A 24,639-nucleotide genomic window follows, 5' to 3' on the forward strand; every position below is an offset into this window, starting at 1 on the left:
AGTGAGGGTGTGCGTGCGAGAGAATCAGGCACAGGCGCACCCTCCACAGTCGGTGCCGAGAGAGCGGGGAGCACATCAGTGAACGTACAAGGCAAAGTTTTCGTTGTGACGGGGGCCGGGAACGGTATTGGTCGCGAGGTCACCCTGCAGTTACTCGCGAAGGGCGCCCGGGTCGCCGGGATAGACCTCAATGAACAGGGGCTCGCGGAAACCGCAAAACTTGCAAACGCCGGTGCCCACTTCACCACGCACGCGGTGAATATCACCGACCGTGACGCCACAGCTGCGCTCCCCGCGGTAGTTCAAGAAGCGCATGGGCAGGTCGATGGGCTGATCAACATCGCCGGCGTGATCCAGCAGTTCGTTCGTGTGATCGACCTCCCCTTCAGCGAGATCGAAAAGGTCATGAACGTGAACTTCTGGGGTGTCATCAACATGGTGAAGGCGTTCCTGCCTGTGCTTGTTGAACGGCCCGAAGCGTCGCTGGTGAATATTTCGAGCATGGGTGCCTACGCGCCGGTGCCCGGTCAGGCCGTCTACGGCGCGTCCAAGGCGGCTGTCAGGCTGCTCTCCGAGGCCCTGTACGCAGAACTCATGGACACGGACGTGGCGGTCTCCGTCGTGTTCCCGGGCGCGATCGGCACAAATATCGCTCAGAACTCGGGTGTGCGCATCGGAAGCGGTGCCGAATCGGCCGCAGAATCCACGCACAAGACGACGGCCCCGTCTGAGGCGGGACGAGTCATTGTTGAAGAGGCCATTGAGAAGGGCAAGTTCCGCGCCACGATCGGTAAGGATGCGGCGATCATGGACAAGCTCGCGCGGCTGAGCCCCAAGAAGGCAGCCGAGACGATCGCCAAGCAAATGGGTGACCTGCTCGGCTAATTCTTCCGGGTGGATCGATGGGTGAGGGGTGGGCAGACAATGTCGGCCCACCCCTCACCCATCTGTGCCGATCGTGCTAGAGCGCGACCCCGCGCTTCGCCAGGTGGTTTCGGTGAGACACTCGGTGCCCCACCCAGAACCCCACGGCGATGAGGCCCGCGAATACGATCCCCGCGACCCATGGCAAGATCGTCGGCCCGATGCCGGCGGTCGCCTCGGCGAGAGTGCCCGCGCCCTCGTTGACTTGTGTGCTGCCGTCCGCCAGGGTGGTGGCACCCTCGGAAAGTTCTCCGGTGCCGTCTTTGAGTGTCGTCGCCCCCTCCAAGAGATCGCTCGTACCCCCGCTCAGCGTGTCGGTGCCGTCTGCCAGGCTCGCGGCACCGTCGCGCAACGTACCGGTCCCTTCGGCCAGTGTGGTCGCACCGGTGTTCAACTCTGAGGCGCCAGCAGCGAGACGCGAGTTACCCGCAGCGAGGTTTGCGGCGCCCGCTGCGAGCGTTCCGGTCCCAGCCGAAAGGCTTGCCGCCCCAGTTGCGAGTTGGTTGGTGCCGGCAGCAAGACTCGAGGCGCCTGCAGAGACGCGACTCGCACCATCGCTGCCCGAGATGATGCCATTGGCGAGCGACGTGATTCCCGCTTCAATCGCGGGACCCTTGGTGGCGAGAGTGCCAGCGCCAGTGGACACCAGGGCAGCTCCTCCTCCGAGAGTGCTCGACGGAGCCGTGCCGGCCCGAAGCGATTGAATGGTGGCATTGAGCGTCACCACTTGCGTCTGGAATGCGGGGTCATTGAGGATTCCCTCCAACGCGGCCAACTTGGAAGCATCATCAAGTAGCGGGTGGTTGATTGTTCCGATCATGGTGGCGATCTTGCTGACGCTCGCGTCGACGTTGGTTGCGGGCTGGCCCGGGACGTTCAGGAGGGTGCTCGAGAGACTCTGCGCGCTCCCGAGACCTGCATGAACCTGCTGAATGCCGGCATCTACCTGAGCCGCGCCCTGACCCAGGGCAACGGTCTGCGCCCCGAAGCCCACAATGTCCTGCTTGGCTTGGCTAGCGGCAGGTATACCCGCAGCGAGCTTGGTCGCGAGCTCAGTCGCACCTGCGGCGAGCGACTGTGCGCCTGCGGCTGCCGTGCTGGCCCCACCCGCGAGGGTGCCCGCACCCGCAGCGGCCGAGTTTGCACCGTTCGCGAGCGTTTCTGCTCCGATCGCAGCGGTGCCGGCCCCGGTGTTCAGGGTGCCCGCCCCAGTGAGGAGCCGTGCGGCCCCATCGGCGGCCGAGGTAGCTCCCGCAGCGACGCGGCTTGCGCCAGCGTTCGCCGACGTGGCACCGGTGTTGAGGCGCTCGGCGCCAGCGGCGAGGTCAGAGGCTCCTGCCTCAAGGCGTGCTGCGCCAGCGGCGAGCGTCGCCGCTCCGTCGTTGGCCTGCACCGTGCCTCTGGCAAGCTGCCCCGCACCGCCCGCGACCGTCGAATGTGTGACGAAGAAGAGCGCGGTCATCGCGATCAGGAGGAGGCTGAGTACCACGACGGTGATGCGCATTCCCGCTCCGTGAGTGTGGACAGGTGTGTCAGTGCTCGACATTGAGGACTCCATTGCTTGGGCCGCGTGTGCCCCCTCCATTGGGAGCGCACGCCCTGCGGACGCAGACGTGGCTCTGATTGTTGGGCATGCGACCCAGCTGGGAAATCGCTTTGCGTTCTCGCTGCGCTACGCACAGCAAATCATCGCTCAGCTTGTCAGTAACCTCTAAAAAGTCGGAGAGAATATATACTCACACCATGCCCATAACACTGCGACCGAGCAGTCTGCTGTGGGTGTTCCTGGGGGGCGCTGCAGGCACTGGAGCCCGCGCGCTGATCCTCCACTGGTTCCCGGCCACTCACGGTTTCCCATGGGCCGTAATGGGTATCAATGTGCTGGGAGCCTTCCTGCTGGGCGTGCTTCTCCAGGCGCTCATCAGCCGGGGGCTTTCAGTGGGAGGCTGGCTGAAGCTTCGACTCCTCCTGGGAACCGGAGCGCTCGGTGCGTTCACGACGTACAGCGCGCTCAGTGAGGGCATCCTCGCACTGATCCATGCGGGCGATGTGCTGGGTGCATCACTGTACGGTCTCGGCACAGTGATCGTGAGTGCCGCAGCAACCTTGTTGGGGATCTCCATTGGCGCAGCTCGTCGCGGACCGAGCGACCCTGCCACTGATCCCGATATTTCCGAGGGGGCGTCGAATGCCTGACCTGTTCTGGCTGGTGACGATCACCGCATTACTGGGCGGGGTAGGTGCGGTCTGCCGCTTCGTGCTTGACGCGTCCGTGATGTCTCGCGCGGTCCGGTCCGCGCGTAGCCCGCGGCTGCCGTGGGGCACGCTCGTGGTTAACGTTGGGGGTTCACTCGCCATTGGTATTGTGGCGGGCTTTGCCATCAGAGGCGCGCTTCCCGAAGCGTGGACCTGGGCGCTGGGCATCGGGTTCTTGGGCGGATTCACTACGTTGAGCACGGCCAGCTTCGAGACGGTCACGCTGCTCCAACGCGGCCAGTGGAAAGCTGCGCTGGCGACTGGATTTGGTCAGTTGCTCGCGGCAACGGTTGCGGCTGCGCTCGGCTGGTGGATCGGGGCCTTTGTCTTCCTGAGCGTCTGAGTCGGGGCCCGAATCAGACGCTGAAAGTCTGGGTGCGAATTCATCACTGACCGCACACATGGCGAACGCCCGATCCACTGAGTGGATCGGGCGTTCGCGGTGTTACAAAGCGTGCGATTTAGAGCGCGCGGATGTTGGTTGCCTGCAGGCCCTTTTGGCCCTGCTCGGTGTCGAATTCGACGCGCTGCTCTTCGAAGAGATCGCGGCGGCCGTTGCCGGAGATCGCGCTGAAGTGCGCGAACACGTCGGCGGACCCGTCATCGGGAGCGATGAAGCCGAAGCCCTTTTCGGAGTTGAACCATTTCACAGTGCCAGTGGCCATGCTGTATTTCCTTATTTCATTTGTGGGCCGATTTTCTGACCCGGGTGCCACGGCGACGGCGCCGACGTGGAGCTTGGCGCAAGTTCGCGACAGATACGCGATTTCACGATGCACACAACTGTAGCCCATGAAGGGCCCCGTGTCACTGCCGAGTTTCCGTGAACTTGCCTGGGGTTGCCGAGAGGTGGAGCGACACGGGCTTTTTGACATTCGCCAATAACGGCGTACGCTTACTTATAGTCAGATTGACCATAAGTCGAGATTGGCGAGACCTGCGTGCAGACCATCGCCGGTGATCATCGCCGAGAGACATAAGGAGTGGGCGTGGAATTCTCACGTGCGAGTGCGAATGAGCGCCGCTTCCTGCCTCCGGCCGTTGCGGTCTCGAGCGTGGCCTTCGCGCTGACTCCGCCCGCTGAGGCGCGGAAGGATTCCCGCGAGCCTGTTGACACGGCGGTGACGCTCTGGATCCCGCTCGTGCGGAGAACGCGCCCGCCGTTTGAAGGAATCTGGGCGCTTCCTGGCGGTCCGATCCCGTGGGATGAGGCTCTCGTTGACACCGCACTGCGCACCCTGCATGCCGCCGTGCACCGGGCCCCGGGGTACCTGGAGCAGCTGTACTCCTTTGGTGAGATTGAGCGATCTGCGCAGGCGCAGCGGTTGGTGACGATTGCCTACTGGGCGTTGTACGGTGAGCGGGAACTTGCCCAGGTGCCCAGCCTCCCGGAGCGTGCCACGGCGGCGCCGGGGCACGGATCCACTCGCCGCTGGGACGACCCAGAGCCGCCACAGCCACCGCAAACGAGCGCCGAGCGATTGCAGCAACGCACGACGCAGGCCACGCTGGCGTCTGCCGATTCGCTGGATGCCGACCGAAACGTCGCCTGGTTCTCGGCCGACCGGTTGCCTGAGCTTGCCTTTGATCACGCCGACATTGTTGCCACCGCGCTGTGGCGCCTGCGCAGCAAGACCGAGTACTCGGCGCTCGCGCATCGTTTTCTCGGGCCAACCTTCACGCTTGCGCAGCTGCGCGTGGTGCACGAGGCAATACTGGGCGAACCGGTTGACCCGGCGAATTTTCGCAGGCAAGCCCTCGCGCAGGGCAACCTCATCGACACCGGCGAGACCACTACAGGCACGGGGCATCGGCCCGCGCGCCTGTACCGCTTCCGCAGCGATCCAGGGGCTCCAGATGTCGGCGCAAGACCGCTCGCATTCACCTCCGAACAAAGGAAATCCGCATGACCAGCGTTGCCGAACTCATTCGCCAGGCGGCAGAGACCGAAGCGGCGCAGGCTGAGCGTGCCGTTCCCGCTCCCGCTCCCGTTTCCGCGCCCGCGCACCGGCGCCCCATTGTGCTGCAGTCGACGGGGCTCTCGAGCTGCGACACCGATCTCGTCCGTGATCCTTGGGCCATCGACCGCGCGCCCGGGTACGGCCCCGGGGCATCTACCGCCGACCCGGTTCCCGGGGACGCACCCAGGCAGGGCCCGCTGCCCGCCCGATACACACAGGCGAGTGATGCCGAACTCGACCAGTGGATCCGCGATGCGAAGGCGCAGCTCGGGAAACGCGTGCAGATTCTCGGCCACTTCTACCAGCGCGATGAGATCGTCAAGTACGCAGATTTCGTGGGTGACTCGTTTATGCTGGCGCAGGCCGCGAAAGACCACCCCGAGGCCGAAGCATTCGTGTTCTGCGGTGTGCATTTCATGGCCGAGACCGCCGATATTCTTTCGGGCCCAGAACAGGCCGTGGTGCTTCCGAACCTCGCGGCCGGCTGCTCGATGGCCGACATGGCCACCATTGATCAGGTCGAAAGCTGCTGGGATCAGTTGATGTCGGTGCTGGAACCCGAGGCGCGCGAAGACGGGCTTGCGTCGGTGATCCCCGTGACGTACATGAACTCTTCGGCCGCGATCAAGGCTTTTTGCGGCCGCAACGGTGGCATCGTGTGCACCTCGTCGAACGCTCGCACCGTGCTGGAGTGGGCTTTCGCTCGTGGTCAGCGCGTCGTGTTCTTCCCCGATCAGCATCTCGGGCGCAACACCGCGAAGGCGATGGGCATCACCGAGGCAGAAATGCCGCTGTGGCGACCTCACCTCCCGCTCGGTGGCAACACTGCCGAAGAGCTGCGCGATGCACGGGTGATCTTGTGGAACGGTTTCTGCTCGGTGCACAAGCGCTTCACGGTGAATCAGATTGAGCAGGCCCGGGCCGACTACCCTGGCGTGCGCGTGATCGTGCACCCAGAGTGCCCGGCGGCGGTCGTGGAGGCGGCGGACGGGAGCGGATCCACCGAATACATCAGGCGTGAGATCGAATCTGCCGCCCCGGGCTCCGTGTTTGCTGTCGGCACCGAGATCAACCTGGTGAACCGTCTGCAGCAGCAGCATCCCGAGCTCACGATCTTCTGCCTGGATCCGGTCGTGTGCCCGTGCTCCACGATGTACCGGATCCACCCCGCCTACCTTGCGTGGACCCTCGAATCGCTGCTTGCGGGTGAAGTGCCCAACCAGATTCGGGTCGCTGACGAGGTTGCCACGGATTCGAGGGTCGCACTCGAGCGGATGCTTGCGGCCCGGCCATGATGCTCATCGTCGGAGCAGGTGTCGCGGGGTTGAGCTGCGCGATCGCGGCGGCCCGGGCCGGGGTCGAAGCCACGCTGGTGACACCCGGGGTGTTGCGGCCTTCCGCGGATGCGGGCCTCGCCGCGCTCGCCGGAGGCAACACCGCGATGGCGCAGGGTGGCATTGCCGCGGCCGTCGGAGAAGACGATACGGCTGCAGATCACGCCGCTGACACGGTCGCCGCCGGCGCTGGCCTGGTGGATCCGCGCGCCGCTCACGTGCTCACCGCAGAGGGCGCCGAAGCGATGCGTGCAATGCTCGCGGGCGGCTTCCCCGCCGATCGAGACGCGAGCGGTCGGCTGTCGCTGGGGCTCGAAGCCGCGCACCGACGCGCCCGGATCGTGCACGCCGGCGAGGATCGCACGGGGGCCGCGCTACACGCCTTCCTCGCGCGAGAGGTACTGGAATTCGTTCGGCGCGGCCTGATCCGGCTGACCGAGCGCACCTCTCTGGATTCGCTTCTTACCGACTCGGGTGCGGTGAGTGGCGCAGTGCTGCGCGATGCGGCCGGGCACAGGGTGACCGTTCGTGCGGGCGCCGTGGTGCTCGCGACCGGAGGCTACGCGGCGCTCTACCCGCGCACGAGCAACCACGCGGGGGCGCGCGGCGAGGGCATCGTACAAGCCGCGCACGCTGGAGCCGTGGTTGCCGACCTGGAGTTCGTCCAGTTCCACCCCACCGTGCTCGCGGGCACCGGCTTCCTAATCTCGGAGGCGGTGCGGGGTGCGGGCGCGGTGCTGCGCGATGGCAGTGGTGAACGGTTCATGACCGCAGTGCATGCCGCCGCGGAGTTGGCCCCGCGCGACGTGGTGGCCCGCACCATGCACCGCGTGCTGCGTCAACGGGGGGAAGACGCCGTGTGGCTCGACGCGACCGGCATCGAAGTGGCGGGCGGGAGCGGTACCCTCGCGCGCCGCTTTCCGAGTATTACCGCGGCAACCCGCGCGCAGGGGTTCGATTGGACCCGCGAACCGGTGCCCGTGGCCCCGGCGGCTCACTACACGATGGGTGGGGTCGCGACCGATCTCGAAGCCCGGACCACAGTGCCGGGCCTGTTTGCCGCGGGGGAGGTCGCTTCCACCGGGGTGCACGGGGCGAATCGCCTCGCATCAAACTCCCTGCTCGAGGGTCTCGTCTTCGGCGCTCGCGCGGGGCGCGCGGCGGCCGACTACCTCGACGCCGGGGGGTCAGGTGCGGGTTCCTGGGCAAACGACACGGGCATGCTCGCCGAGCTTTCTGCGGCTGCCTCTGTGTTCGAGGAGGTCCCGGTTACCGTAGCCGACCCATCGTGGGATCTGGCTCCGACCGGGGCAGATGCGCGCGGCCCGAACTCACAGATCGCAGCCGTTTCGGAACTGTCAGCGGTCTCGGCCGCGGTCGCCGCGGGGCTCGGAATCGAACGGGACGCGACCGGGATTGACGCGGTGCGTCGCGACTGTGCCTCGTTACCCGGGCACGCCGCGCAACTGGCAACCATGGTCGCCCAGTCTGCGGCGTCCCGCACGGAATCGCGCGGCGCGCACCAGCGCGCGGATCACCCCGCCACCGACCCCGCCCAGGCAGTTCGCCAGGGGTGGGTGGCGCGATCCACACCGCACCGAAGCGCGGGGGACGACCACCGTGCGCAATTCGCCACACCATTGAGGAGCCTCGCCGCATGTTGACCCCGCAAATTGTTTCCGACTCGGTGCGTCGGGCGCTCGCCGAAGATGCGCCATGGGGTGACCTGACCGTCGAACTGACGATCCCGCAAGAGGCGCGGCTCGACGTGGTGCTCGCGGCGCGAGAGCCCGGGGTCTTTGCCGGTGGGCCTCTCGTCGTTGAGGCGTTCCGGCAGGTAGATGCCGAGATATCGGTCAGCGAGTTGGTCGCTGAGGGGCACGTCTTCGGTGCGGGGGAGGCGCTCGCTCGAATCACGGGTCCGGCGCGGGGAATCCTGACCGCCGAGCGTGTTGCCCTGAACTTCAGCCAGCGCATGAGCGGCATCGCGACCCTGACGTCGCAGTTTGTCGCCGAGGTGGCGGGGACGCGCGCGCGCATCGCGGACACGAGAAAGACCACACCCGGGCTGCGTGCGTTGGAGAAGCACGCGGTACGCGCGGGTGGCGGATCGAACCATCGGTTCGGGCTCTCAGACGCCATCATGGTGAAAGACAACCATCTGGCGGCGCTCGGCGCGATGGACGGGGCGGCCATTACTGCGGCGTTGCGGGGCCTGCGCGAGCGGGCCGGGCATACCGTTTCGATCATCGTCGAGGTGGATCGCATCGAGCAGCTCGAACCCGTACTTGCCGCGGGGGTAACGGGCGTGCTGCTCGACAATTTCTCGGTTGATGAGCTCGTCGAGGGTGTGCGGATCGTCGCGGGGGGTGCGATTTGCGAGGCGAGCGGGGGTGTGACACTCGAATCCGTCGGCGCCATCGCCCGCACCGGAGTGGACGTGATTGCGGTCGGTAAGCTCACCCACGGGGCGACGGCACTCGACCTCGGCCTTGATGCGATCTCCTGATGAGTGACGCAGGCGGGTCATCGGGATACCTCGATGCCGCAGCCACCGCGCCAATGCGGGCGGAGGCGCGTGACGCGATGATCGCGGTGCTCGCTGGCGAGCAGGCGAATCCCTCGAGCGTGCACCAGTCGGGGTTTCGGGCGCGAGAGATCGTGGAAGGGTGCCGCAAGCGGATCGCAAGCGCACTGGGCGCGAGGCCCGCGGAGGTGATTTTCACCTCGGGGGGCACGGAGGCCAATAACCTCGCGATCATCGGGCTGGCCCTGGCGAACCCTCGGGGTCGCCACCTGGTCACGACCCCGATCGAACACCCCTCGGTCATCGAGAGCTGCCGCTTCCTTGAACGTGTGCACGGCTTCGAACTGAGCCTGGTTCCAGTTGATGCGGATGGCGTGGTGGATCCCGCCGACGTTGCATCGGTGCTGCGTGACGACACCACGCTCGTGAGCGTGGGGCTCGCCAACGGCGAGATCGGCACGGTACAGCCGGTCGTGGAAATCGGTGAGTCGGTGCGAAGCAGGGGCGCGATCATGCACACCGACGCGGTGCAGGCCGCGGCGACGCTACCGGTGTCATTCGCTGCGGGTGGGTGGCCTGGAGCGAGCGTTGATTCGCTGACCGTGGCGGCCCACAAGTTTGGTGGGCCCCAGGGTGCGGGAGCGCTGCTCGTGCGCCGCCACCTCGCGCTGGAACCCGTGCTGCACGGCGGCGGACAGGAGGGCGGCGCGCGCTCGGGCACCGAGAACGTGGCCGCAATTGCGGGCTTCGCGGCCGCGGTGACCGCCACCGTTCGGGAGGTGGGAACGCGTGCGCTCGCGCTGACGATCAGCCGTGATGCGCTGATCGCGCGGGTGCTCGCGGAGGTGCCGGGAGCGGATCTGACCGGGCATCCCAGCGAGCGGCTGCCGGGCCACGCGTCGTTCGTGGTGCGCGGGGTCAGCGGAGAATCGCTGCTCGTCGCACTGGACGCGGCAGGGATCGCCGCGTCGTCCGGCTCAGCCTGCGCGGCCGGAAAAGACGAGCCCTCGCCCACGCTTCTTGCGATGGGATACACGCCCGAAATCGCACAGACCGCGATTCGTTTCACCCTGCCCGAGCCGATCATCGGTGACGGCGGTGACGGCGGTGCTACATTGCTCGAGCGACTCGTGCGGGTGCTCGCGCAGGAGGTTACGGCTGCCGCGGGAATGCGACGCGGGGAGCTGCCGGCTCGTTAGCGCGCCGCTCCGCGGTTCAGATGCCACGCAGGAACCGACCGGTTCAGTCTCTGCACCATCGAAGCAAGCTCGTGGCCCGCATGGATCTCGAGCGCTTGAGTGACGAGGCGCTCCGCGACGGTTTGCATGCCGAGCATCCACCAAGCCCAGGCGAGGAGCGCGAGAAGGGCGGGCCGCTGATCCACCGGAGCGTGCGCGGTGCAGTGCGAAACCGCAGCGATGGCTTGGCGCAGCTTCTGTTGGTCGGGCGCTTCTTCGGCGGTCGAGGCGAGCAGCCCACGAATTGACCAGCCCCGTCGGCCTGCCTCGGATGCTGCAGGCTCGAAATCTATGGCAAATTCCTCAAACCGTTCGGCCCCGACCGTCGCCGCGAGCTCGAACACGAACTCTGGGCGAGTGATTGCCGAGAATGCGAGAAGCAGCCAAGGCGCGGGGCGCTGGGCGCTCCCGATGAACTGAGCCAACGCCACCGGATCGTTCGAAGTCTCCTGCTCCTGCAGGATGACGCGCGCGCACTCCATCGTGCGGTGCACCCAGTCGAGTTCATCAAGGGTACCCGCGCCAGCCAGCTCGCCCGCGACCTCCGAGGCGAGAGCGGGCTCTGGCAGTGGTAGCTCGCCGATCGTGTCGAGGGGCCCGTGCGGGCCGCCGAGCGCCTCGCCCTCTTTCGTGATCGGACTCGTCCTGATCTCGCTGAGCGGGCGCCCGCGACGGGGCGTCGACGGGTCGCGGTAGGCCGCCCAACCGTCGGGGGCGATGCAGGCGAGCTCGCGCAGCCACCAGCCCTCCCGCACGAACCGTCGCTCGAGCCGCTTCGCGAATCGGCGCCACGGAGCATCGCCCGACTCGGCAAATGTGCGTTCGCAGGTGATCACGAGGGCGGGCCCGTCGAATCCGGCGCCGGTCTCTCGCATTAACGAGCAGATGGCATCAAGGAGGAGGCCGGTGTCGCTTGGGCTATCGCTGGGCGGCAGGTCGACGCGAATGGCGCGGCCGGCGCGACGGCCCTCAAAGAGCACCAGGAAGAGGCTGTCGTGCGCGGTGAACCCGGTGAGGAATGGCAGCGCCGCGAGGAAATCTGCGGTGCCGGAGCAGCGCAGTACCGTGAGGTCGCCGGTGGGGGAGATTTCGGGTGGTGTCGTGAGCGTCATGTTCCGATGCTCGCCGAGATTGGCGAGGCACGAACGGTTATCCCCAGGGTTGTGCTGCCGCCAGGGAAATCACCGGGTGCGACGGAGTGTGAGCGCCGAATGGCGCGAACACGATCCACCCAAACGCGCCCGGTCACTGCCGGAGAGCTACCCGGCGGCCTCAATCTGGCGCATGTCGGCCTCCAGCGCGACCCAGCCGAGCATGGCGCACTTCACGCGCATCACGAACTTGGCGACCCCCTGCAGCGCGATCGCGTCGCCCAGCAGATCCTCGTCGGGCTCGATCTCCCCGCGAGATTGGATCATCTCGCGAAAGGCATCGACGCGAGTTTGCGCCTCGGCCATCGTGAGACTCTCGTCTCGCACCAGCTGGGCCAAAATCGACACCGAGGCCATCGAGATGCTGCAGCCCGCTCCCTCCCAGGCGAGCTTCTCGATCTTGCCCGTTGCAGGGTCGACCGCGATGCTCAACGTGAGTTCGTCGCCGCAGCTCGGATTGAACTCGTGGTGAGCTGCGGTCAGGGTTCCCGCTGGGGCCTCAAGCTCGCCCTTGCCGATGGGGCGTTTCGAGTGGTCGAGAATGAGTTCTTGATACAGTCCGTCGAGCGCGCTCACGCCGACACCTCCAAGCCGAAGTACCGCTGCGCGCCGCGGATCGCGTCGAGGAAACGATCTACCTCGTCCTCAGTGGTGGTTAGATGCACGCTCGCCCGCGTGCTCGATGCGAGGCCGAGGGCGCGATGGAGTGGCTGCGCGCAGTGATGGCCGACGCGCACGAGCACGCCCTGTTCATCGAGGAACTGGCCCACATCGTGTGCGTGCAAGCCCTCGATCGAGACCGCGGCAAGGGCGACGCGATCAGTCATGCCCTGCGGGCCAAGCAGGCGCACGCCGGGCAACTCGAGAATGCCGGCAACGAGGCGCTCCACGAGTTCATGCTCGTGTGCAGCGGATCGGCGCATGTCCGCCTGCTGCAGAAAGTCGACGGCGGCCCCGAGGCCCACCACCTGCGACACAGGCTGTGTGCCTGCCTCAAATCTCAGGGGCGGCGGCATGAACTCGGCACCCTCCATGGTGACCTTGGTGATGATAGATCCACCAGTTCGGGCCGGGGGAAGGGCCGCGAGCATCTCGGGGGTGCCGTAAAGCACGCCGATACCGTTCGGGCCGAGCATCTTGTGCCCGGAAAATGCGGCGAAGTCGACACCCAGCTCAGCCAAATTCACGGGGATGTGCGGCACCGACTGGCACGCATCCAACACTGTGATCGCGCCGACCGCGCGCGCCATCTGGGCGAGTTCTGCCACCGGAGCGACATAGCCGGTGACATTCGATACGTGCGCGAAGGCGAATATGCGCGTGCGGGCATTGATTGCCGCGCGCGCGTCGTCGAGCGACCAGGTGCCAGTTTCATCAGCGGGAATGTAGCGAAACGAGGCGCCGGTCTTTGCCGCGAGCCGCTGCCACGGGATGAGGTTCGCGTGGTGCTCCGCCTCGGTGACGAGAATCTCATCGCCCGGGCCGAGCAGGAAGCGGTCCGACCCTGCGACCCCGAGGCCCGCGTTCGCCTCGCCAATTCCGAGGGCCACGATGTTCAGTGCATCGGTCGCGTTCTCGGCCCACACAATCTGCTCGGGGGTGTGAGCCCCCACAAAATCCGCAACCTTCGCGCGGGCACCCTCGAAGTACTCGGTTGCGGTGCCGACGGCCTGGTAGGTACCGCGGTGCACCGGGGCATTTGCCGTCTCGAGGAAGTGACGCTCGGCATCCAACACCGCAGTCGGGCGTTGCGAGGTTGCACCCGAGTCAAGGTAGGCGACGGGCTTGCCCCCTACCAGTGGAGGGTTGGCGAAGTACGGGAACGCTGCGCGCAGCTGATCCACTTCGTCGGGAGTGAGTGAGGGCTGCATGCTCCCATTCTCCCACCTTGCCTGTTGCGGCACCCCCATCAGGTTGCGCCCAGAGCGAAGCCTGTGCAGGCGGCGCCTAGGTTTAATACCCTGCGATCTCCGAGAGGAACTCGGTGAACGCAAGCGCATCGTCAGGGTTGCCTGGGTATGGGATGCCATTCACCACGACGAAGGGCGTCGCAGTGACCTGCAGCTGCGGGTTCTCCGCGTGCGGCACCGGGGTGGAGAACACCCAACTGTTGAGTGCCTGAGAAAACGGAACGAAACGCTCGGTCGTGATGCAGTCTTCGACCGAAGTATTCAGGCCACCGGTGCTGCCATCGAGGATCGCGAAGAGCTCCTCGTTGGTGTGGCCAGGGCCGCCCTCGGCGGGCTGGACCTCGGGTGCCAGCAGGGTGGAATGTGCCGCCCATGCAGACTCGGGCTGACCGTCGACCACGCAGGCAACGGCCGCCGAGGCGCGCGACGAGTAGTAGCTGCCCTCGGAGAGCTTGTCGAGAAACGTCAACGGCACCAACTCGAGGGTCGCGGCCCCGCCGTGTACGAGTTCAGACAGCATCGGGCCGTTCGTCTGCTCGAAGATGCCGCAGTAGGGGCAGCGGTAGTCGACATACAACCGAATATCGAGCACCCCGCTGCCGCGATCCACCTCGCTGGCGGCGGGTGCCTCGCCCGGCTCGAGCGGGGCCGACGCCACCGGTTCCAGAAATTCGCCGAAGATGATGCCGCCGGTCGCCATGTTTGCGGGCCATTCGATGAGCGCGGGCTGCGTCTCAGCCTCCCCTGGGCTCGACTCGGGGCCCGGGCCTTGCGAATCCTCCGCAACGCCCGGCGAGGCGCTGAACGCCTGCAGCGCCATCGCGCCGACACCGAGCGCGCCGATCACCAGGCCCAGCAGCATCGCCAGGGCGCCGGCCGCGAGGCCCGTGATCCACGTGCCCACAGGCCGCTGTTTCTTCACCAGCGCGATGATGCCGAGCACCAGCGCGATGAGACCGAGGAAGCCGCCGATGAGTGCGGCGGGCGCAAAATACGCTGCGGCAGTCAGTGCGGTGAGGAGTGCGACGAGCCCGACCGCCATGGATGCGATGCCAAGCCCCTTGCCCGGACGTCCGCCGCCCGCCTGCGCGTATGGGTTCGGCGGTGGCACCGGGATCCACTGCGGCGAGGGGGATTGCGGGGTCGCCTGCGGTTGCTGTGGCTGCTCGGGCTGAATCGGGGGCTGCGGGTCGCTCATGCCTCTCATTCTGGCAGGACGCCTCGGGCGTAGCATGGGAGCATGCTCTGGCTCGCCGCGACACCCATCGGAAATCTCGGCGACGCGTCGACTCGGCTGCGGGAGGCGCTCGCCTCGGCGGACGTGATCGCCGCGGAGGACACCCGGCACACCGCCCAGCTGCTGCGTCTGCTCGGCATTGACGCACGGCCCGAGCTCATCGCCCTGCATGACCACAACGAGCGTGATCGCGCGGCTACATTGGTGGATCGCGCGGCCACCGAAGAGGTGCTTCTCGTGAGCGATGCGGGTATGCCGACCGTTTCAGACCCCGGGTTTCGGGTCGTGCAACTCGCCGCGGAGCGAGGTGTGCAGGTGAGCGCGATCCCGGGCCCGAGCGCGGTGATCACCGCGCTCGCCGTCTCTGGGCTGCCGACCGATCGGTTCGCATTCGAAGGCTTCCTGCCGCGCAAGGCGGGCGACCGGTCGCGCGCGCTGCGTGCGCTTGCCGCCGAGCGTCGCACACTCGTGTTTTTTGAGGCCCCCAGTCGCATCGCCGAGACCCTCGCGGCCGCGGCAGAAGCGTTTGGTGCCGAGCGCCCGGCAGCCGTGTGCCGTGAACTCACAAAGCTGTACGAGGAGGTGCGCCGCGGCGGCCTCGGCGAACTGGCCGAGTGGGCATCGGCGGGGGTTCGCGGCGAAATCGTGCTCGTGGTGGCCGGTGCACCCGAGGTCGCTCCCTCGCCCGAGAACGCACTCGCCGAGGTGCAGGTGCGGGTGGCCGCTGGCGACCGGTTGAAGGATGCCACGCGAGAGGTCGCGGAGGCCACGGGCCTCTCCGCCCGCGAACTCTACGCCGCGGCGCTCGCCGCGAGATCCACAACACACGTTGTGACGAAGCAGGACGAACCCGCCAGCTTGCCCCCACGCCGGTGAGAGAAGGAGTAAGACCATGGAGACGAAGCTGCGGCTCGAGATGTGGCGGCACGCGCTGCCGGTGCTGTGGATCGGCCTGATCGTCGCGATTTCGTTCATCGAGGCGCCGCTGAAGTTCCAGGCCGAGGGCATCACGATTCCACTCGGCCTGGGCATCGGCAGGCTCGTCTTTGCCGCGCTCAACATCACTGAGGCGGTGCTGCTGGTGATGCTCACGATCGTGACATTCTGGCCCAGGGTCGCCCGTGTCTCTCGTGACCGGGTGTGGTGGTGGCTCGCGCTGGCCCTCGTGTTTCTCTTCAAAGTGGCCATCGTTCGCCCGCCGCTCAACGCTCGCACCGACTTGGTGCTTGCAGGCGCGGACCCCGGGCAGTCGCTCTGGCACTACGCGTACATTGCCTGCGATCTAGTGACGCTGGTGCTGCTGCTCGTCGTCGCGCTCCAAGCGGGGAAAGCTGTGCGCCGCGTCGCAAGCGAGGCAGTGACCGCTGCGGGTGACGCTTCGGCAAACGAAAGATGACAATTTGGGGGATCGGCGACTGAGCCGCCGCGCGCGCCTCACGGCTCACCCTCAGACACCTCTAACTTGCGTGCGAGACAATCAAGGTGACCATACGGGTGGCATCCGCGACCCCACAGTGAATGAGGAATTAGTGAAGCGCTCCCGTGCCCTGGCCGCCGCCATCCTGCCCGCGACTCTCGTGGGTACCCTGCTTGTGACTGGCTGCTCCGCCGGCACCGATGTGAATTGCGCCCCCGAGGGTAGCGTCAGTAAGGCCATCACCGTTGAGGGGGATTTCGGCGAAGATGTCACGCTCACCTCGGAGACGCCGATTGCGGCGACCGAGTTCGAGCGTTCCGTGCTCGAGAAGGGCGACGGAGAGAAGATCGAGGCCGACGAACTCGTCGTCACGAGCCTCACTGCGATCAACGGCGACACCGGAGAAGTGATTTCCACCGAATCCGCGCAGATGCAGAATTCCGCCGAGACGATGGCCCCGTGGGTCGCTGACTCCCTGAACTGCTCGGCGATCGGCGATCGCGTGGTTGCAGTGTCGCCCGTGGCCGACATCGTGGGCGAGGGCAACGAAGCAAGCTTCGGCATGGAGGCCGGAGGCACCATCGTATTGGTGCTTGACCTGATGGAAAAGGCACCAACCCCTCCAGGTACCCTTGAGCCCGGCGACCTGCTCGAGGGTCCCGATGGCGCAGCGAAAGACGCACCCGAGGGCTTCCCGACGGTCACGGCCGATGCCGACGGCTCGCCGATCATTACCATGCCCGAGGGGGTGGCACCGCCGACCGAGTTGTCGGTAGCGACGCTGATCACGGGCACCGGCGAAGAGGTGCAGCCGGGTGACCGCGTGTATGTGAACTACCGTGGCATCATCTGGCGCACGGGCGAAGAGTTCGATTCGAGCTGGAGCCGCGGCGAGGCCACGAGCTTCCTCACCACCGAGGTCATCGAGGGCTTCAAGGTCGCGCTCGAGGGCCAGACCGTCGGCTCGCAGGTCATCGCGGTGGTGCCAGCGAACGATGGCGGCTACGGCAGCGACTGGCTCGTCTCGCAGGGCTACGAGCCCGAAGATGTGATGGTCTTCGTGCTCGACATTCTGGGTACCGTGCACGCTGGTTAGCCCAGATATTTCTGAGTGGATCGTGGGGGGGGGAGAAAGAGAGGCGGGCGCCCACTCCCCTTTCCGCACCCGGGCTGGGGAAGCGAGTGTTGGTGAGCAGGAGTTTTTGGGGGGGCCTGGGGGCCCCCCCACCCCCCCCCCCCCCCCCCACTTCCGTCTCCGGCGCCTGAGTCGGGCAGAATGGAGACATGAGACGCGTCGTCATTTTGGGGTCCACAGGTTCGATCGGCGAGCAGGCGCTCGATGTGATCCGCGCGAACCCCGGCAGGTTCCAGGTGGTGGGTCTCGCTGCAGGCACCCAGCACGAGCGAGTGCGCGAGCAGGCCGACGAGTTTCACGTCGAGCACACCGCGATGGGGGCGGAAGAGGCGGCGACCCTCGTGCGCGAGGTTCCCGCAGACGTGGTGCTGAATGGCATCACCGGGTCGATCGGGCTCGGTCCGACCATCGCAGCGCTTGAGGCCGGCCGTACCCTGGCGCTTGCAAACAAGGAGTCGCTGATCGTGGGCGGCGACCTGGTGACCGGGCTCGCCGCGCCCGGTCAGATCGTGCCCGTCGACTCCGAGCACTCGGCCATTGCCCAGGCCCTTCGCTCGGGCGAGGCCTCCGAGGTGCGTCGACTCGTGCTCACGGCCTCGGGCGGCCCGTTTCGCGGGCGCACCCGCGAGCAGTTGCGTGACGTCACCCCCGCCGAGGCCCTCGCGCACCCCACCTGGAACATGGGTCGGGTGGTCACGACGAACTCGGCGACCCTCATCAACAAGGGCCTCGAGGTGATCGAGGCCCACCTGTTGTTTGGAATCTCATACGGTGCCATCGACGTGGTCGTGCACCCGCAGTCGATCGTGCACTCGATGGTCGAGTTTCACGACGGTTCGACCATCGCGCAGGCGTCGCCGCCAGACATGCGGCTGCCGATTTCGCTCGGGCTCGACTGGCCGAAGCGCATCGCCGGCGTCGGCGCCCCCATCGACTGGACGCGCGCGACATCGTGGGACTTCGAGCCGCTCGACACCGAGGCCTTCCCCGCGGTCGAGCTCGCGAAGGAGGTGGGGCGGGCCCGCAAGACCTTCCCTGCCGTGTACAACGCTGCGAACGAAGAGGCGGTCGACGCGTTCCACGAGGGGCGCATCGGGTTCACCGACATCGTCGACACGGTACAAGAGGTGTTGCACGCGCACACCGCACCCGAGGTGCTGACTCTCGAGGCGCTGGCTGAGGCCGAACGATGGGCGCGCGAACGGGCGCAACGCGTGATCGCGGCCCGCGCGGCCTGATCCACTCCGCTCACAGTCCGACTTTCCCGAAATTGATGCTCGAGGGGCGTGTATGCATCAACTTGGGGAAAGCAAGCGTGATTCCGGGGTAGAATCAGAAGCGCAGACACAACTCAACACGCCGCTCACCCGTCGCGGGAGAGCCCGGCCCAGGCCGGCGCCGTAGGAGCAATCCCTCCCCGGGAATCTCTCAGGCCCATGTACCGCGACGAATAGGCAACTCTGGAAAGCAGCGGGCACGCGCCCGCTCACCGACGGTGCAAGGGAGCCCACAGGCACCCGAATCTCTCAGGTTCCCTACAGAGCGGGGAGGATCACAGTCGCGAGGCCCGAGGGCCCCGCCCGATCCGGAGAACCCCTTGAGCACACGCGCACACGCCGCCACCTTCGCAGACCGACACATCGGCATCGCCCACCCCGCAGACCGGGCCGCCATGCTGGCGGAGCTTGGCTACCCGAGTCTCGACGCGCTCGTCGACACCGCGGTGCCGGAGAGCATCCGCTCGCACGAGCCGCTCGATCTGCCGCCCGCCCGCAGCGAGCAGGAAATCCTGGCGGACCTTCGGGACTTCGCGAGCCGCAATGTGGTGAAGACCCAGATGATCGGCCAGGGCTTCTACGACACGCACACGCCGCCGGTGATCCTGCGCAACGTACTCGAGAGCCCGGCCTGGTACACGGCATACACGCCCTACCAGCCCGAGATCTCGCAGGGCCGGCTCGAGGCGCTGCTGAACTTCCAGACCATGGTGGCCGACCTGACGGGGCTGCCGATCGCGAACGCGTCGATGCTCGATGAATCCTCGGCGACGGCAGAGGCCGTGCTGCTCATGCGTCGGGCGGGCAAGGCCACCGCCGATGCGGTGACCGTGCTCGACGCCAATCTGTTCCCGCAGACCATTGCGGTGGTGCGCGGGCGCGCCGAGGCCCTGGGCTTCGAGGTCATCGTTGCCGACCTCACCCAGGGGCTGCCAGAGGGTGCGATTTCGGGCATCGTGCTGCAGCAGCCGGGTAACGACGGCGCGGTGGTGGATCACGCGGCCCTCATCGCCGAGGCCAAAGCGCGCGGCGCGATGGTCACTGTGGTGGCCGACCTCCTGGCACTCACCCTCATCGTGCCGCCGGGCGAGCAGGGTGCCGATGTCGCGGTCGGGAACACCCAGCGCTTCGGGGTGCCTCTCTTCTTCGGCGGGCCGCACGCGGCCTACCTCGCGGTGCGGCAGGGCCTCGAGCGCACGCTGCCGGGTCGCCTCGTGGGGGTCTCGAAGGATGCCGCGGGAGCCCCCGCGTACCGGCTCGCGCTGCAGACGCGTGAGCAGCACATCCGCCGCGAGAAGGCCACCAGCAACATCTGTACCGCGCAGGCGCTGCTCGCGATCACCGCGTCGATGTATGCGGTCTATCACGGGCCGCAGGGGCTGAAGGCGATCGCGGAACGCACCCACGCGCACGCCCGCACCCTGGCCGCGGCGCTCGTGGCCTCCGGCATCGAACTCGCGAGCGATTCGTTCTTCGACACGGTCGTCGCCAGGGTGCCCGGCCGCGCGGATGCCGTCGTGGCGGCGGCGGCCGACGCGGGCATCAACCTGCGTCGCATCGACGCAGACAGCGTCGGGGTCTCGGCCGACGAGACCACGACGGCGGAAACCGTCGCGGTGGCTGCACGGGCATTTGGTGCGACGGTCGCGGAGGCGACCGTGATCCACCCCGGAGATCTCGGCTTCGCACCCTCGCTTGCGCGCACGAGCGACTATCTCACGCATTCGATCTTCCACTCGGTGCGCAGCGAGACGCAGATGCTGCGCTACCTGCGCCGCCTCGCCGACCGAGATCTGGCGCTCGATCGCACCATGATTCCGCTCGGCTCGTGCACGATGAAGCTCAACTCGACCGCCGAGATGGAATCGATTTCGTGGCCGGAGTTCGCCGGGATCCACCCGTTTGTGCCCGCGGAGCAGAGCGTGGGCTGGCGCGATCTCATCGCCGATCTCGAAGCGCGGCTCATCGAGATCACTGGGTACGCGGGCATCTCGCTGCAGCCGAATGCCGGCTCGCAGGGGGAGTACGCGGGGCTGCTCGCGATCCGTCGTTACCACCTCGCGAACGGCGACGCGGCGCGCGATATCTGCCTGATTCCCGCCTCCGCGCACGGCACGAACGCGGCATCCGCGGTGCTCGCGGGCATGCGCGTCGTCGTGGTCAAGAACACCGAAGACGGTCACATCGACATGGTGGATCTCGATGCGAAGCTCGCTGCGCACGGTGAGCAGCTCTCGGCGATCATGCTCACCTACCCCTCGACCTATGGCGTATACGACGCCGACGTGCGCGAGGTGTGCGACAAGGTGCACGCCGCGGGTGGGCAGGTCTACATCGACGGCGCGAACATGAACGCGCTCGTGGGTCTCGCGCAGCCCGGCAAGTTCGGCGGTGACGTGTCGCACCTGAACCTGCACAAGACGTTCGCCATTCCGCACGGCGGCGGAGGGCCGGGCGTCGGCCCGGTTGCGGTGGCCGAACACCTGCTGCCGTACCTGCCGGGAGACCCGACCGGCGATTTCGCGACCGCAGACGGCGGCGTGCCCGTGGTGGCCACCCTCTTCGGCTCGGCCGGAGTACTGCCGATTTCGTACGCGTACATCGCCATGATGGGCGGCGACGGGCTGACGCTCGCCACCCAGGCGGCACTGCTGTCGGCGAACTACATCGCTTCGCGCCTTGCCGACTCCTTTCCGGTGCTGTTCACGGGCATTCAGGGGCTCGTTGCGCACGAGTGCATCCTCGACCTGCGCGAGCTCACCGCGAAGTCGGGCGTGACCGCCGAAGACGTCGCGAAGCGTCTCATCGACTTCGGGTTCCACGCACCCACCCTGGCGTTCCCCGTCGCGGGCACGCTGATGGTCGAGCCGACCGAATCTGAAGATCTCGTCGAGATCGAGCGCTTCATCGAGGCCATGATCGCCATACGCGGCGAGATCGACGCGGTGATCGCGGGGGAGGTCCCGCTCGCGGAGTCGCCGCTGCGGAACGCCCCGCACACGGCCGCCGCGGTGGTGAGTGACGAGTGGACGCGCCCGTACACGCGCGAGCAGGCCGCGTTCCCGGTGGATCGCCTCCGGCAAGACAAGTACTTCCCGCCCGTCGGCCGCATCGACGGCGCGTTCGGCGACCGCAACCTCGTCTGCGCGTGCCCCGCGCCCGAGGCTTTCGAAATCTGACACCGCGTGATCCACCTGACAGTGGATCGCGATGAACGAAAGGCGACCCGATGATCGAGGCGCAGCACACCCCGCTTCGCGCCGAGCACGTGAAGCTCGGCGCGACCTTCACCGACTTCGGTGGCTGGGACATGCCGCTGAAGTACGGCTCGGAGCTCGCCGAGCACCGTGCCGTGCGCGAGGCCGCGGGGCTCTTTGACCTCTCGCATATGGGCGAGATCTGGGTCGAGGGGCCGGATGCCGTCGGGTTTCTGAACACCGCGCTCGTGGGTGACCTCGGGAAGGTGGCGGTGGGTCGGGCCAAGTACTCGCTGATCTGCGACGAGCGCGGCGGCATCATCGACGACCTCATCACGTACCGCCTCGGCGACGAGCGGTTCCTCGTGGTGCCCAACGCCGGCAACGCCCCGGTAGTGTTCGAGGCCTTTCTCGAGCGGGCGGCGGGCTTCGACGTCAGCGTGACCGACGCGTCGGCGAGCACCTCCCTGATTGCGGTGCAGGGGCCGGCGTCGGCGCAGATCGTGCGTGAGCTGATTTTGGCGGGTGCGGCTACTGGTGATGTTGCTGGTTCGGGCACACAGTCTGGCGCTCGTGCTGTAGATGCTCCTGCTGTGGGAGCTGGCAGCGCTGACTCCATAGAGACTGCGGAACGCGTGCTGGCGCTGCGCTACTACGCCTGCACCGAGGCGGAAATCGGTGGCATCCCGGTGCTCGTCGCGCGCACCGGCTACACCGGCGAAGACGGCTTCGAGCTGTACGTGCCGAACGAGCGCGCGGCTGAGATGTGGGTCGCGCTGCTCACCGCGGGGGAGCCGCACGGGTTGATTCCGGCGGGGCTCGCCGCGCGCGATTCGCTGCGTCTCGAGGCCGGGATGCCCCTCTACGGCAACGAGCTGAGCCGGGAGGTCACCCCAGTCGAAGCCGGCCTGGGCACGGTGGTGTCGTTCGCGAAGCCGGAGGCATTCGTCGGGCGCGAGGCGCTTGAGCGGGTGCAGGTGCAGGGAGCCGGGCTCGTGCTTGTGGGCCTACGCGGCCTCGGTCGCCGCGCGGGCCGCGGCGGGTACCTGGTGTACCCGGGTGATGCCGCTGATCCCGCGATCGGCCGCATCACCAGTGGACAGCCGAGCCCCACCCTCGGCACCCCAATCGCGCTCGCCTACGTCGAGCCCGAGTTTGCCGAGATCGGCACTTCCGTGAACGTCGACCTGCGTGGCAAGCTCGAACCATTCGAAGTCGTGTCACTGCCGTTTTACCGTCGGCACGCATAGGCGCGCGATCCACCATCGTTCCTACCCACGTCTTTCAACCACATTTTCAGCCCAGCAACGAAAGAAGAATGACATGAGCACAGTTCAGCCAGGCCTGCGGTACTCGGCAGAGCACGAGTGGATCAACGACGACAGCCCAGTGACGGTCGGGATCAGCGCCGTCGCTGCCGACGCGCTCGGCGAGGTCGTCTACGTGGAGCTACCCGAGGTGGGCGCACAGCTGACCGCGGGCCAGGTCTGCGGCGAGATCGAGTCGACCAAGTCGGTCTCCGAGCTGTTCGCTCCCGTGTCGGGAGAGGTGGTGCAGATCAATGAGGCGGCGGCCGCCGATCCCGCGCTGATCAACTCTGACCCCTACGGGGAGGGATGGCTGTTCCGCGTCGCGGTCAGCGACGAAGGCCCGCTGCTCTCGGCTGAGGAGTACGCCGCCGCGAACGACGCGGAGCTGTAGCCCGCAGCGCTCACCAAGCTCCGCGCGCTAGCCTGATCGGGTGCAAGACGTGCTGCTGTATCTCCTGGGCATCCTCATCATCGTGATCGGGCTCGCCGTGTCGATCGGCCTGCACGAAATCGGGCACCTGGTACCCGCGAAGCTCTTCGGCGTCAAAGTCACGCAGTACATGATCGGCTTCGGGAAGACCCTGTGGTCGCGGCGCCGCGGCGAGACCGAATACGGTGTGAAGGCGATCCCGCTCGGCGGCTACGTCGCTATGACGGGCATGTACCCGCCCGAGAAACCGGGCGGCGGCGCGCGCGCCTCGAGCACCGGGTTCTTCGACACCATGGTGCAAGACGGGCGCGACGCGAGTGCCGAAAGCATCGCCGAGGGCGAAGATCACCGCACGTTCTACCGGCTTGCCGTGTGGAAGAAGATCGTCATCATGCTCGGCGGGCCCCTCATGAACCTTGTGCTGGCGTTCGTGTTTTTCGGCATCGTGCTCATGGGGTTTGGGGTTGCGCAGAACACGACGACCCTGGGCGCGGTGAGCCAGTGCCTCATTCCGGCGTCGAGCAGCGCGGTCGAGTGCACGGCGGCGGATCCCGCGGCTCCCGCCGCGGCTGCTGGCCTCACGCCCGGCGATCAGGTCGTCGCTATCGATGGTGCCGAAATCACCACCTGGGAGCAGTTTCGCGACATCGTCAGCCAGGCCCCCGGGCAGGCGCTCCGCGTGACCGTTGAACGGGCCGGAGCCGAACAGACGGTGACACTGACCCCCGCGCCCAATGAGCGTTGGGCGACCGATGAGAACGGTCAAATCGTCGAGGGCCCGAATGGCGACCCCGTAGTAGAGACCGTTGGTATGGTCGGGGTCACGCCCACGGCCGAGATGGTGCGGCAACCGGTTACTGAGGTGCCCGTCTTCGTCGGCGAGAACATCGCGAGCGTCGCCCAAATCATCATCGGCCTGCCTCAGCGCATGGTCGATGTGTGGAACGCGGCATTTGGCGCGGAGGAGCGCGACCCGAACGGCCCGATCAGCGTCGTGGGTGTCGGCAGGCTCGCGGGCGAGGTCGTGAGCATGGACGAGGCCCCGGTCGCCGCGCGGGCGCAGACGATGCTTGGCCTGCTGGGCTCACTGAACGTTGCCCTGTTCGTGTTCAACCTGGTACCGCTCATGCCCCTCGATGGTGGCCACGTCGCTGGCGCATTGTATGAGGGCGCGAAGCGCGGTCTGGCGAAGCTGTTCCGCAGGCCCGACCCGGGCCCGGTTGACACCGCAAAGATGGCCCCCGTCACGTTGGCCGTCGTCATTGTGCTCGGCGCCATGAGCATCCTGCTCATCTACGCCGATCTGGTGAAACCGATCTCGCTCTTCGGCTGACC

The 24,639-nt window shown here is 67.0% G+C and carries 22 protein-coding genes and 1 riboswitch; of the genes, 16 read left to right on the forward strand and 6 right to left on the reverse strand.

Going from position 1 to position 24,639, the window contains the following annotated elements:
- Positions 1-78 precede the first annotated feature (78 nt).
- Positions 79-885 (forward strand): SDR family NAD(P)-dependent oxidoreductase, encoded by an 807-nt coding sequence (locus tag ACR0R4_RS08165; protein ID WP_433646848.1) that lies wholly within the window; start codon positions 79-81, stop codon positions 883-885.
- Positions 886-961: 76 nt separating this feature from the next.
- Here the strand turns inward: ACR0R4_RS08165 and ACR0R4_RS08170 are convergent, their stop codons facing one another.
- Positions 962-2,470, reverse strand: a complete 1,509-nt coding sequence (locus tag ACR0R4_RS08170; RefSeq protein ID WP_433646849.1) for a hypothetical protein — start codon at positions 2,468-2,470, stop codon at positions 962-964.
- A 197-nt stretch (positions 2,471-2,667) separates the two neighbouring features.
- Here ACR0R4_RS08170 and ACR0R4_RS08175 point away from each other — a divergent pair, with 197 nt between their 5' ends.
- Together ACR0R4_RS08175 and ACR0R4_RS08180 are read left to right on the forward strand one after the other, a co-directional pair.
- On the forward strand, positions 2,668-3,120 hold the full coding sequence (locus ACR0R4_RS08175; protein WP_433646850.1) for a fluoride efflux transporter FluC: 453 nt from the start codon (positions 2,668-2,670) through the stop codon (positions 3,118-3,120).
- Complete coding sequence (locus tag ACR0R4_RS08180; protein WP_433646852.1) at positions 3,113-3,523, forward strand: fluoride efflux transporter FluC; 411 nt, start codon at positions 3,113-3,115, stop codon at positions 3,521-3,523. The genes ACR0R4_RS08175 and ACR0R4_RS08180 overlap by 8 nt, the downstream gene beginning before the upstream one ends.
- A gap of 118 nt (positions 3,524-3,641) precedes the next feature.
- Here ACR0R4_RS08180 and ACR0R4_RS08185 read toward each other — a convergent pair whose 3' ends face one another.
- Positions 3,642-3,845, reverse strand: coding sequence for a cold-shock protein (locus ACR0R4_RS08185; RefSeq protein ID WP_433646853.1), 204 nt, complete (start codon positions 3,843-3,845; stop codon positions 3,642-3,644).
- A 324-nt stretch (positions 3,846-4,169) separates the two neighbouring features.
- Here ACR0R4_RS08185 and ACR0R4_RS08190 point away from each other — a divergent pair, with 324 nt between their 5' ends.
- The 5 genes from ACR0R4_RS08190 to ACR0R4_RS08210 are packed head-to-tail and all read left to right on the forward strand — an operon-like array spanning position 4,170 to position 10,201.
- Positions 4,170-5,090 carry an NUDIX hydrolase gene (locus tag ACR0R4_RS08190; protein ID WP_433646854.1) on the forward strand — a complete coding sequence of 307 codons (921 nt, stop codon included), beginning with the start codon at positions 4,170-4,172 and terminating at the stop codon, positions 5,088-5,090.
- Positions 5,087-6,436, forward strand: coding sequence for a quinolinate synthase NadA (gene nadA / locus ACR0R4_RS08195; protein ID WP_433646855.1), 1,350 nt, complete (start codon positions 5,087-5,089; stop codon positions 6,434-6,436). The genes ACR0R4_RS08190 and nadA overlap by 4 nt, the downstream gene beginning before the upstream one ends.
- Positions 6,433-8,139: an L-aspartate oxidase gene (locus tag ACR0R4_RS08200; RefSeq protein WP_433646856.1), complete on the forward strand. Its 1,707-nt coding sequence runs from the start codon at positions 6,433-6,435 to the stop codon at positions 8,137-8,139. The genes nadA and ACR0R4_RS08200 overlap by 4 nt, the downstream gene beginning before the upstream one ends.
- Positions 8,133-8,984, forward strand: coding sequence for a carboxylating nicotinate-nucleotide diphosphorylase (gene nadC, locus ACR0R4_RS08205; protein ID WP_433646857.1), 852 nt, complete (start codon positions 8,133-8,135; stop codon positions 8,982-8,984). Before ACR0R4_RS08200 ends, nadC begins: the two co-directional genes overlap by 7 nt.
- Positions 8,984-10,201: a cysteine desulfurase family protein gene (locus ACR0R4_RS08210; protein WP_433646858.1), complete on the forward strand. Its 1,218-nt coding sequence runs from the start codon at positions 8,984-8,986 to the stop codon at positions 10,199-10,201. The genes nadC and ACR0R4_RS08210 overlap by 1 nt, the downstream gene beginning before the upstream one ends.
- Here the strand turns inward: ACR0R4_RS08210 and ACR0R4_RS08215 are convergent.
- The 4 genes from ACR0R4_RS08215 to ACR0R4_RS08230 all read right to left on the reverse strand — a co-directional run bounded on the left by ACR0R4_RS08215 (position 10,198) and on the right by ACR0R4_RS08230 (position 14,499).
- Positions 10,198-11,352, reverse strand: coding sequence for a DUF4192 family protein (locus tag ACR0R4_RS08215; RefSeq protein WP_433646859.1), 1,155 nt, complete (start codon positions 11,350-11,352; stop codon positions 10,198-10,200). The genes ACR0R4_RS08210 and ACR0R4_RS08215 overlap by 4 nt on opposite strands.
- Before the next feature lie 147 nt (positions 11,353-11,499).
- The gene (gene sufU / locus ACR0R4_RS08220) at positions 11,500-11,967 is read right to left on the reverse strand and encodes a Fe-S cluster assembly sulfur transfer protein SufU (protein WP_433646861.1); all 468 of its coding nucleotides are present in this window, start codon (positions 11,965-11,967) and stop codon (positions 11,500-11,502) included.
- A complete protein-coding gene (locus ACR0R4_RS08225; protein WP_433646862.1) occupies positions 11,964-13,262 on the reverse strand; it encodes an aminotransferase class V-fold PLP-dependent enzyme in 1,299 nt (432 codons plus the stop codon). Before ACR0R4_RS08225 ends, sufU begins: the two co-directional genes overlap by 4 nt.
- 82 nt (positions 13,263-13,344) lie before the next feature.
- A complete protein-coding gene (locus ACR0R4_RS08230) occupies positions 13,345-14,499 on the reverse strand; it encodes a DsbA family protein (RefSeq protein ID WP_433646863.1) in 1,155 nt (384 codons plus the stop codon).
- A gap of 42 nt (positions 14,500-14,541) precedes the next feature.
- On the opposite strand from ACR0R4_RS08230, the gene rsmI reads away from it, so the two are divergent.
- The 8 genes from rsmI to ACR0R4_RS08270 all read left to right on the forward strand — a co-directional run bounded on the left by rsmI (position 14,542) and on the right by ACR0R4_RS08270 (position 24,637).
- On the forward strand, positions 14,542-15,414 hold the full coding sequence (rsmI, locus tag ACR0R4_RS08235; RefSeq protein WP_433646864.1) for a 16S rRNA (cytidine(1402)-2'-O)-methyltransferase: 873 nt from the start codon (positions 14,542-14,544) through the stop codon (positions 15,412-15,414).
- A 16-nt stretch (positions 15,415-15,430) separates the two neighbouring features.
- Positions 15,431-15,934, forward strand: a complete 504-nt coding sequence (locus ACR0R4_RS08240) for a hypothetical protein (RefSeq protein WP_433646865.1) — start codon at positions 15,431-15,433, stop codon at positions 15,932-15,934.
- A 133-nt stretch (positions 15,935-16,067) separates the two neighbouring features.
- Positions 16,068-17,051 (forward strand): FKBP-type peptidyl-prolyl cis-trans isomerase, encoded by a 984-nt coding sequence (locus ACR0R4_RS08245; RefSeq protein WP_433646866.1) that lies wholly within the window; start codon positions 16,068-16,070, stop codon positions 17,049-17,051.
- Positions 17,052-17,239: 188 nt separating this feature from the next.
- On the forward strand, positions 17,240-18,328 hold the full coding sequence (gene dxr / locus ACR0R4_RS08250; RefSeq protein WP_433646867.1) for a 1-deoxy-D-xylulose-5-phosphate reductoisomerase: 1,089 nt from the start codon (positions 17,240-17,242) through the stop codon (positions 18,326-18,328).
- Between the two features lie 125 nt (positions 18,329-18,453).
- Positions 18,454-18,544: riboswitch (glycine riboswitch) on the forward strand.
- 143 nt (positions 18,545-18,687) lie between these two features.
- Positions 18,688-21,546 (forward strand): aminomethyl-transferring glycine dehydrogenase, encoded by a 2,859-nt coding sequence (gcvP, locus tag ACR0R4_RS08255; protein WP_433646868.1) that lies wholly within the window; start codon positions 18,688-18,690, stop codon positions 21,544-21,546.
- 50 nt (positions 21,547-21,596) lie between these two features.
- Entirely contained in the window at positions 21,597-22,814 is a 1,218-nt protein-coding gene (locus ACR0R4_RS08260; protein ID WP_433646869.1) for a glycine cleavage system aminomethyltransferase GcvT, read from the forward strand.
- A gap of 73 nt (positions 22,815-22,887) precedes the next feature.
- Positions 22,888-23,265 carry a glycine cleavage system protein GcvH gene (gcvH, locus tag ACR0R4_RS08265; RefSeq protein ID WP_433646870.1) on the forward strand — a complete coding sequence of 126 codons (378 nt, stop codon included), beginning with the start codon at positions 22,888-22,890 and terminating at the stop codon, positions 23,263-23,265.
- Positions 23,266-23,305: 40 nt separating this feature from the next.
- On the forward strand, positions 23,306-24,637 hold the full coding sequence (locus ACR0R4_RS08270; RefSeq protein ID WP_433646871.1) for a M50 family metallopeptidase: 1,332 nt from the start codon (positions 23,306-23,308) through the stop codon (positions 24,635-24,637).
- The last annotated feature ends 2 nt before the right edge of the window (positions 24,638-24,639 follow it).

Origin of the sequence: Leucobacter fengyongliangi (assembly GCF_050971685.1) — a bacterium.
In the GTDB taxonomy this organism is placed as follows: Bacteria; Actinomycetota; Actinomycetes; order Actinomycetales; family Microbacteriaceae; genus Leucobacter.

Bases quoted from the DNA above. Each gene is read 5' to 3' on its own strand.
- ACR0R4_RS08230 (WP_433646863.1), bottom strand. From the start codon at position 14,499: ATGAGCGACCCGCAGCCCCCGATTCAGCCCGAGCAGCCACAGCAACCG.
- nadC (WP_433646857.1), top strand. From the start codon at position 8,133: ATGTTGACCCCGCAAATTGTTTCCGACTCGGTGCGTCGGGCGCTCGCC.
- ACR0R4_RS08200 (WP_433646856.1), top strand. From the start codon at position 6,433: ATGATGCTCATCGTCGGAGCAGGTGTCGCGGGGTTGAGCTGCGCGATC.
- ACR0R4_RS08210 (WP_433646858.1), top strand. From the start codon at position 8,984: ATGAGTGACGCAGGCGGGTCATCGGGATACCTCGATGCCGCAGCCACC.
- ACR0R4_RS08215 (WP_433646859.1), bottom strand. From the start codon at position 11,352: ATGACGCTCACGACACCACCCGAAATCTCCCCCACCGGCGACCTCACG.
- dxr (WP_433646867.1), top strand. From the start codon at position 17,240: ATGAGACGCGTCGTCATTTTGGGGTCCACAGGTTCGATCGGCGAGCAG.
- ACR0R4_RS08175 (WP_433646850.1), top strand. From the start codon at position 2,668: ATGCCCATAACACTGCGACCGAGCAGTCTGCTGTGGGTGTTCCTGGGG.
- rsmI (WP_433646864.1), top strand. From the start codon at position 14,542: ATGCTCTGGCTCGCCGCGACACCCATCGGAAATCTCGGCGACGCGTCG.
- ACR0R4_RS08260 (WP_433646869.1), top strand. From the start codon at position 21,597: ATGATCGAGGCGCAGCACACCCCGCTTCGCGCCGAGCACGTGAAGCTC.
- ACR0R4_RS08185 (WP_433646853.1), bottom strand. From the start codon at position 3,845: ATGGCCACTGGCACTGTGAAATGGTTCAACTCCGAAAAGGGCTTCGGC.
- ACR0R4_RS08240 (WP_433646865.1), top strand. From the start codon at position 15,431: ATGGAGACGAAGCTGCGGCTCGAGATGTGGCGGCACGCGCTGCCGGTG.
- nadA (WP_433646855.1), top strand. From the start codon at position 5,087: ATGACCAGCGTTGCCGAACTCATTCGCCAGGCGGCAGAGACCGAAGCG.
- ACR0R4_RS08180 (WP_433646852.1), top strand. From the start codon at position 3,113: ATGCCTGACCTGTTCTGGCTGGTGACGATCACCGCATTACTGGGCGGG.
- gcvH (WP_433646870.1), top strand. From the start codon at position 22,888: ATGAGCACAGTTCAGCCAGGCCTGCGGTACTCGGCAGAGCACGAGTGG.
- ACR0R4_RS08170 (WP_433646849.1), bottom strand. From the start codon at position 2,470: ATGTCGAGCACTGACACACCTGTCCACACTCACGGAGCGGGAATGCGC.
- ACR0R4_RS08225 (WP_433646862.1), bottom strand. From the start codon at position 13,262: ATGCAGCCCTCACTCACTCCCGACGAAGTGGATCAGCTGCGCGCAGCG.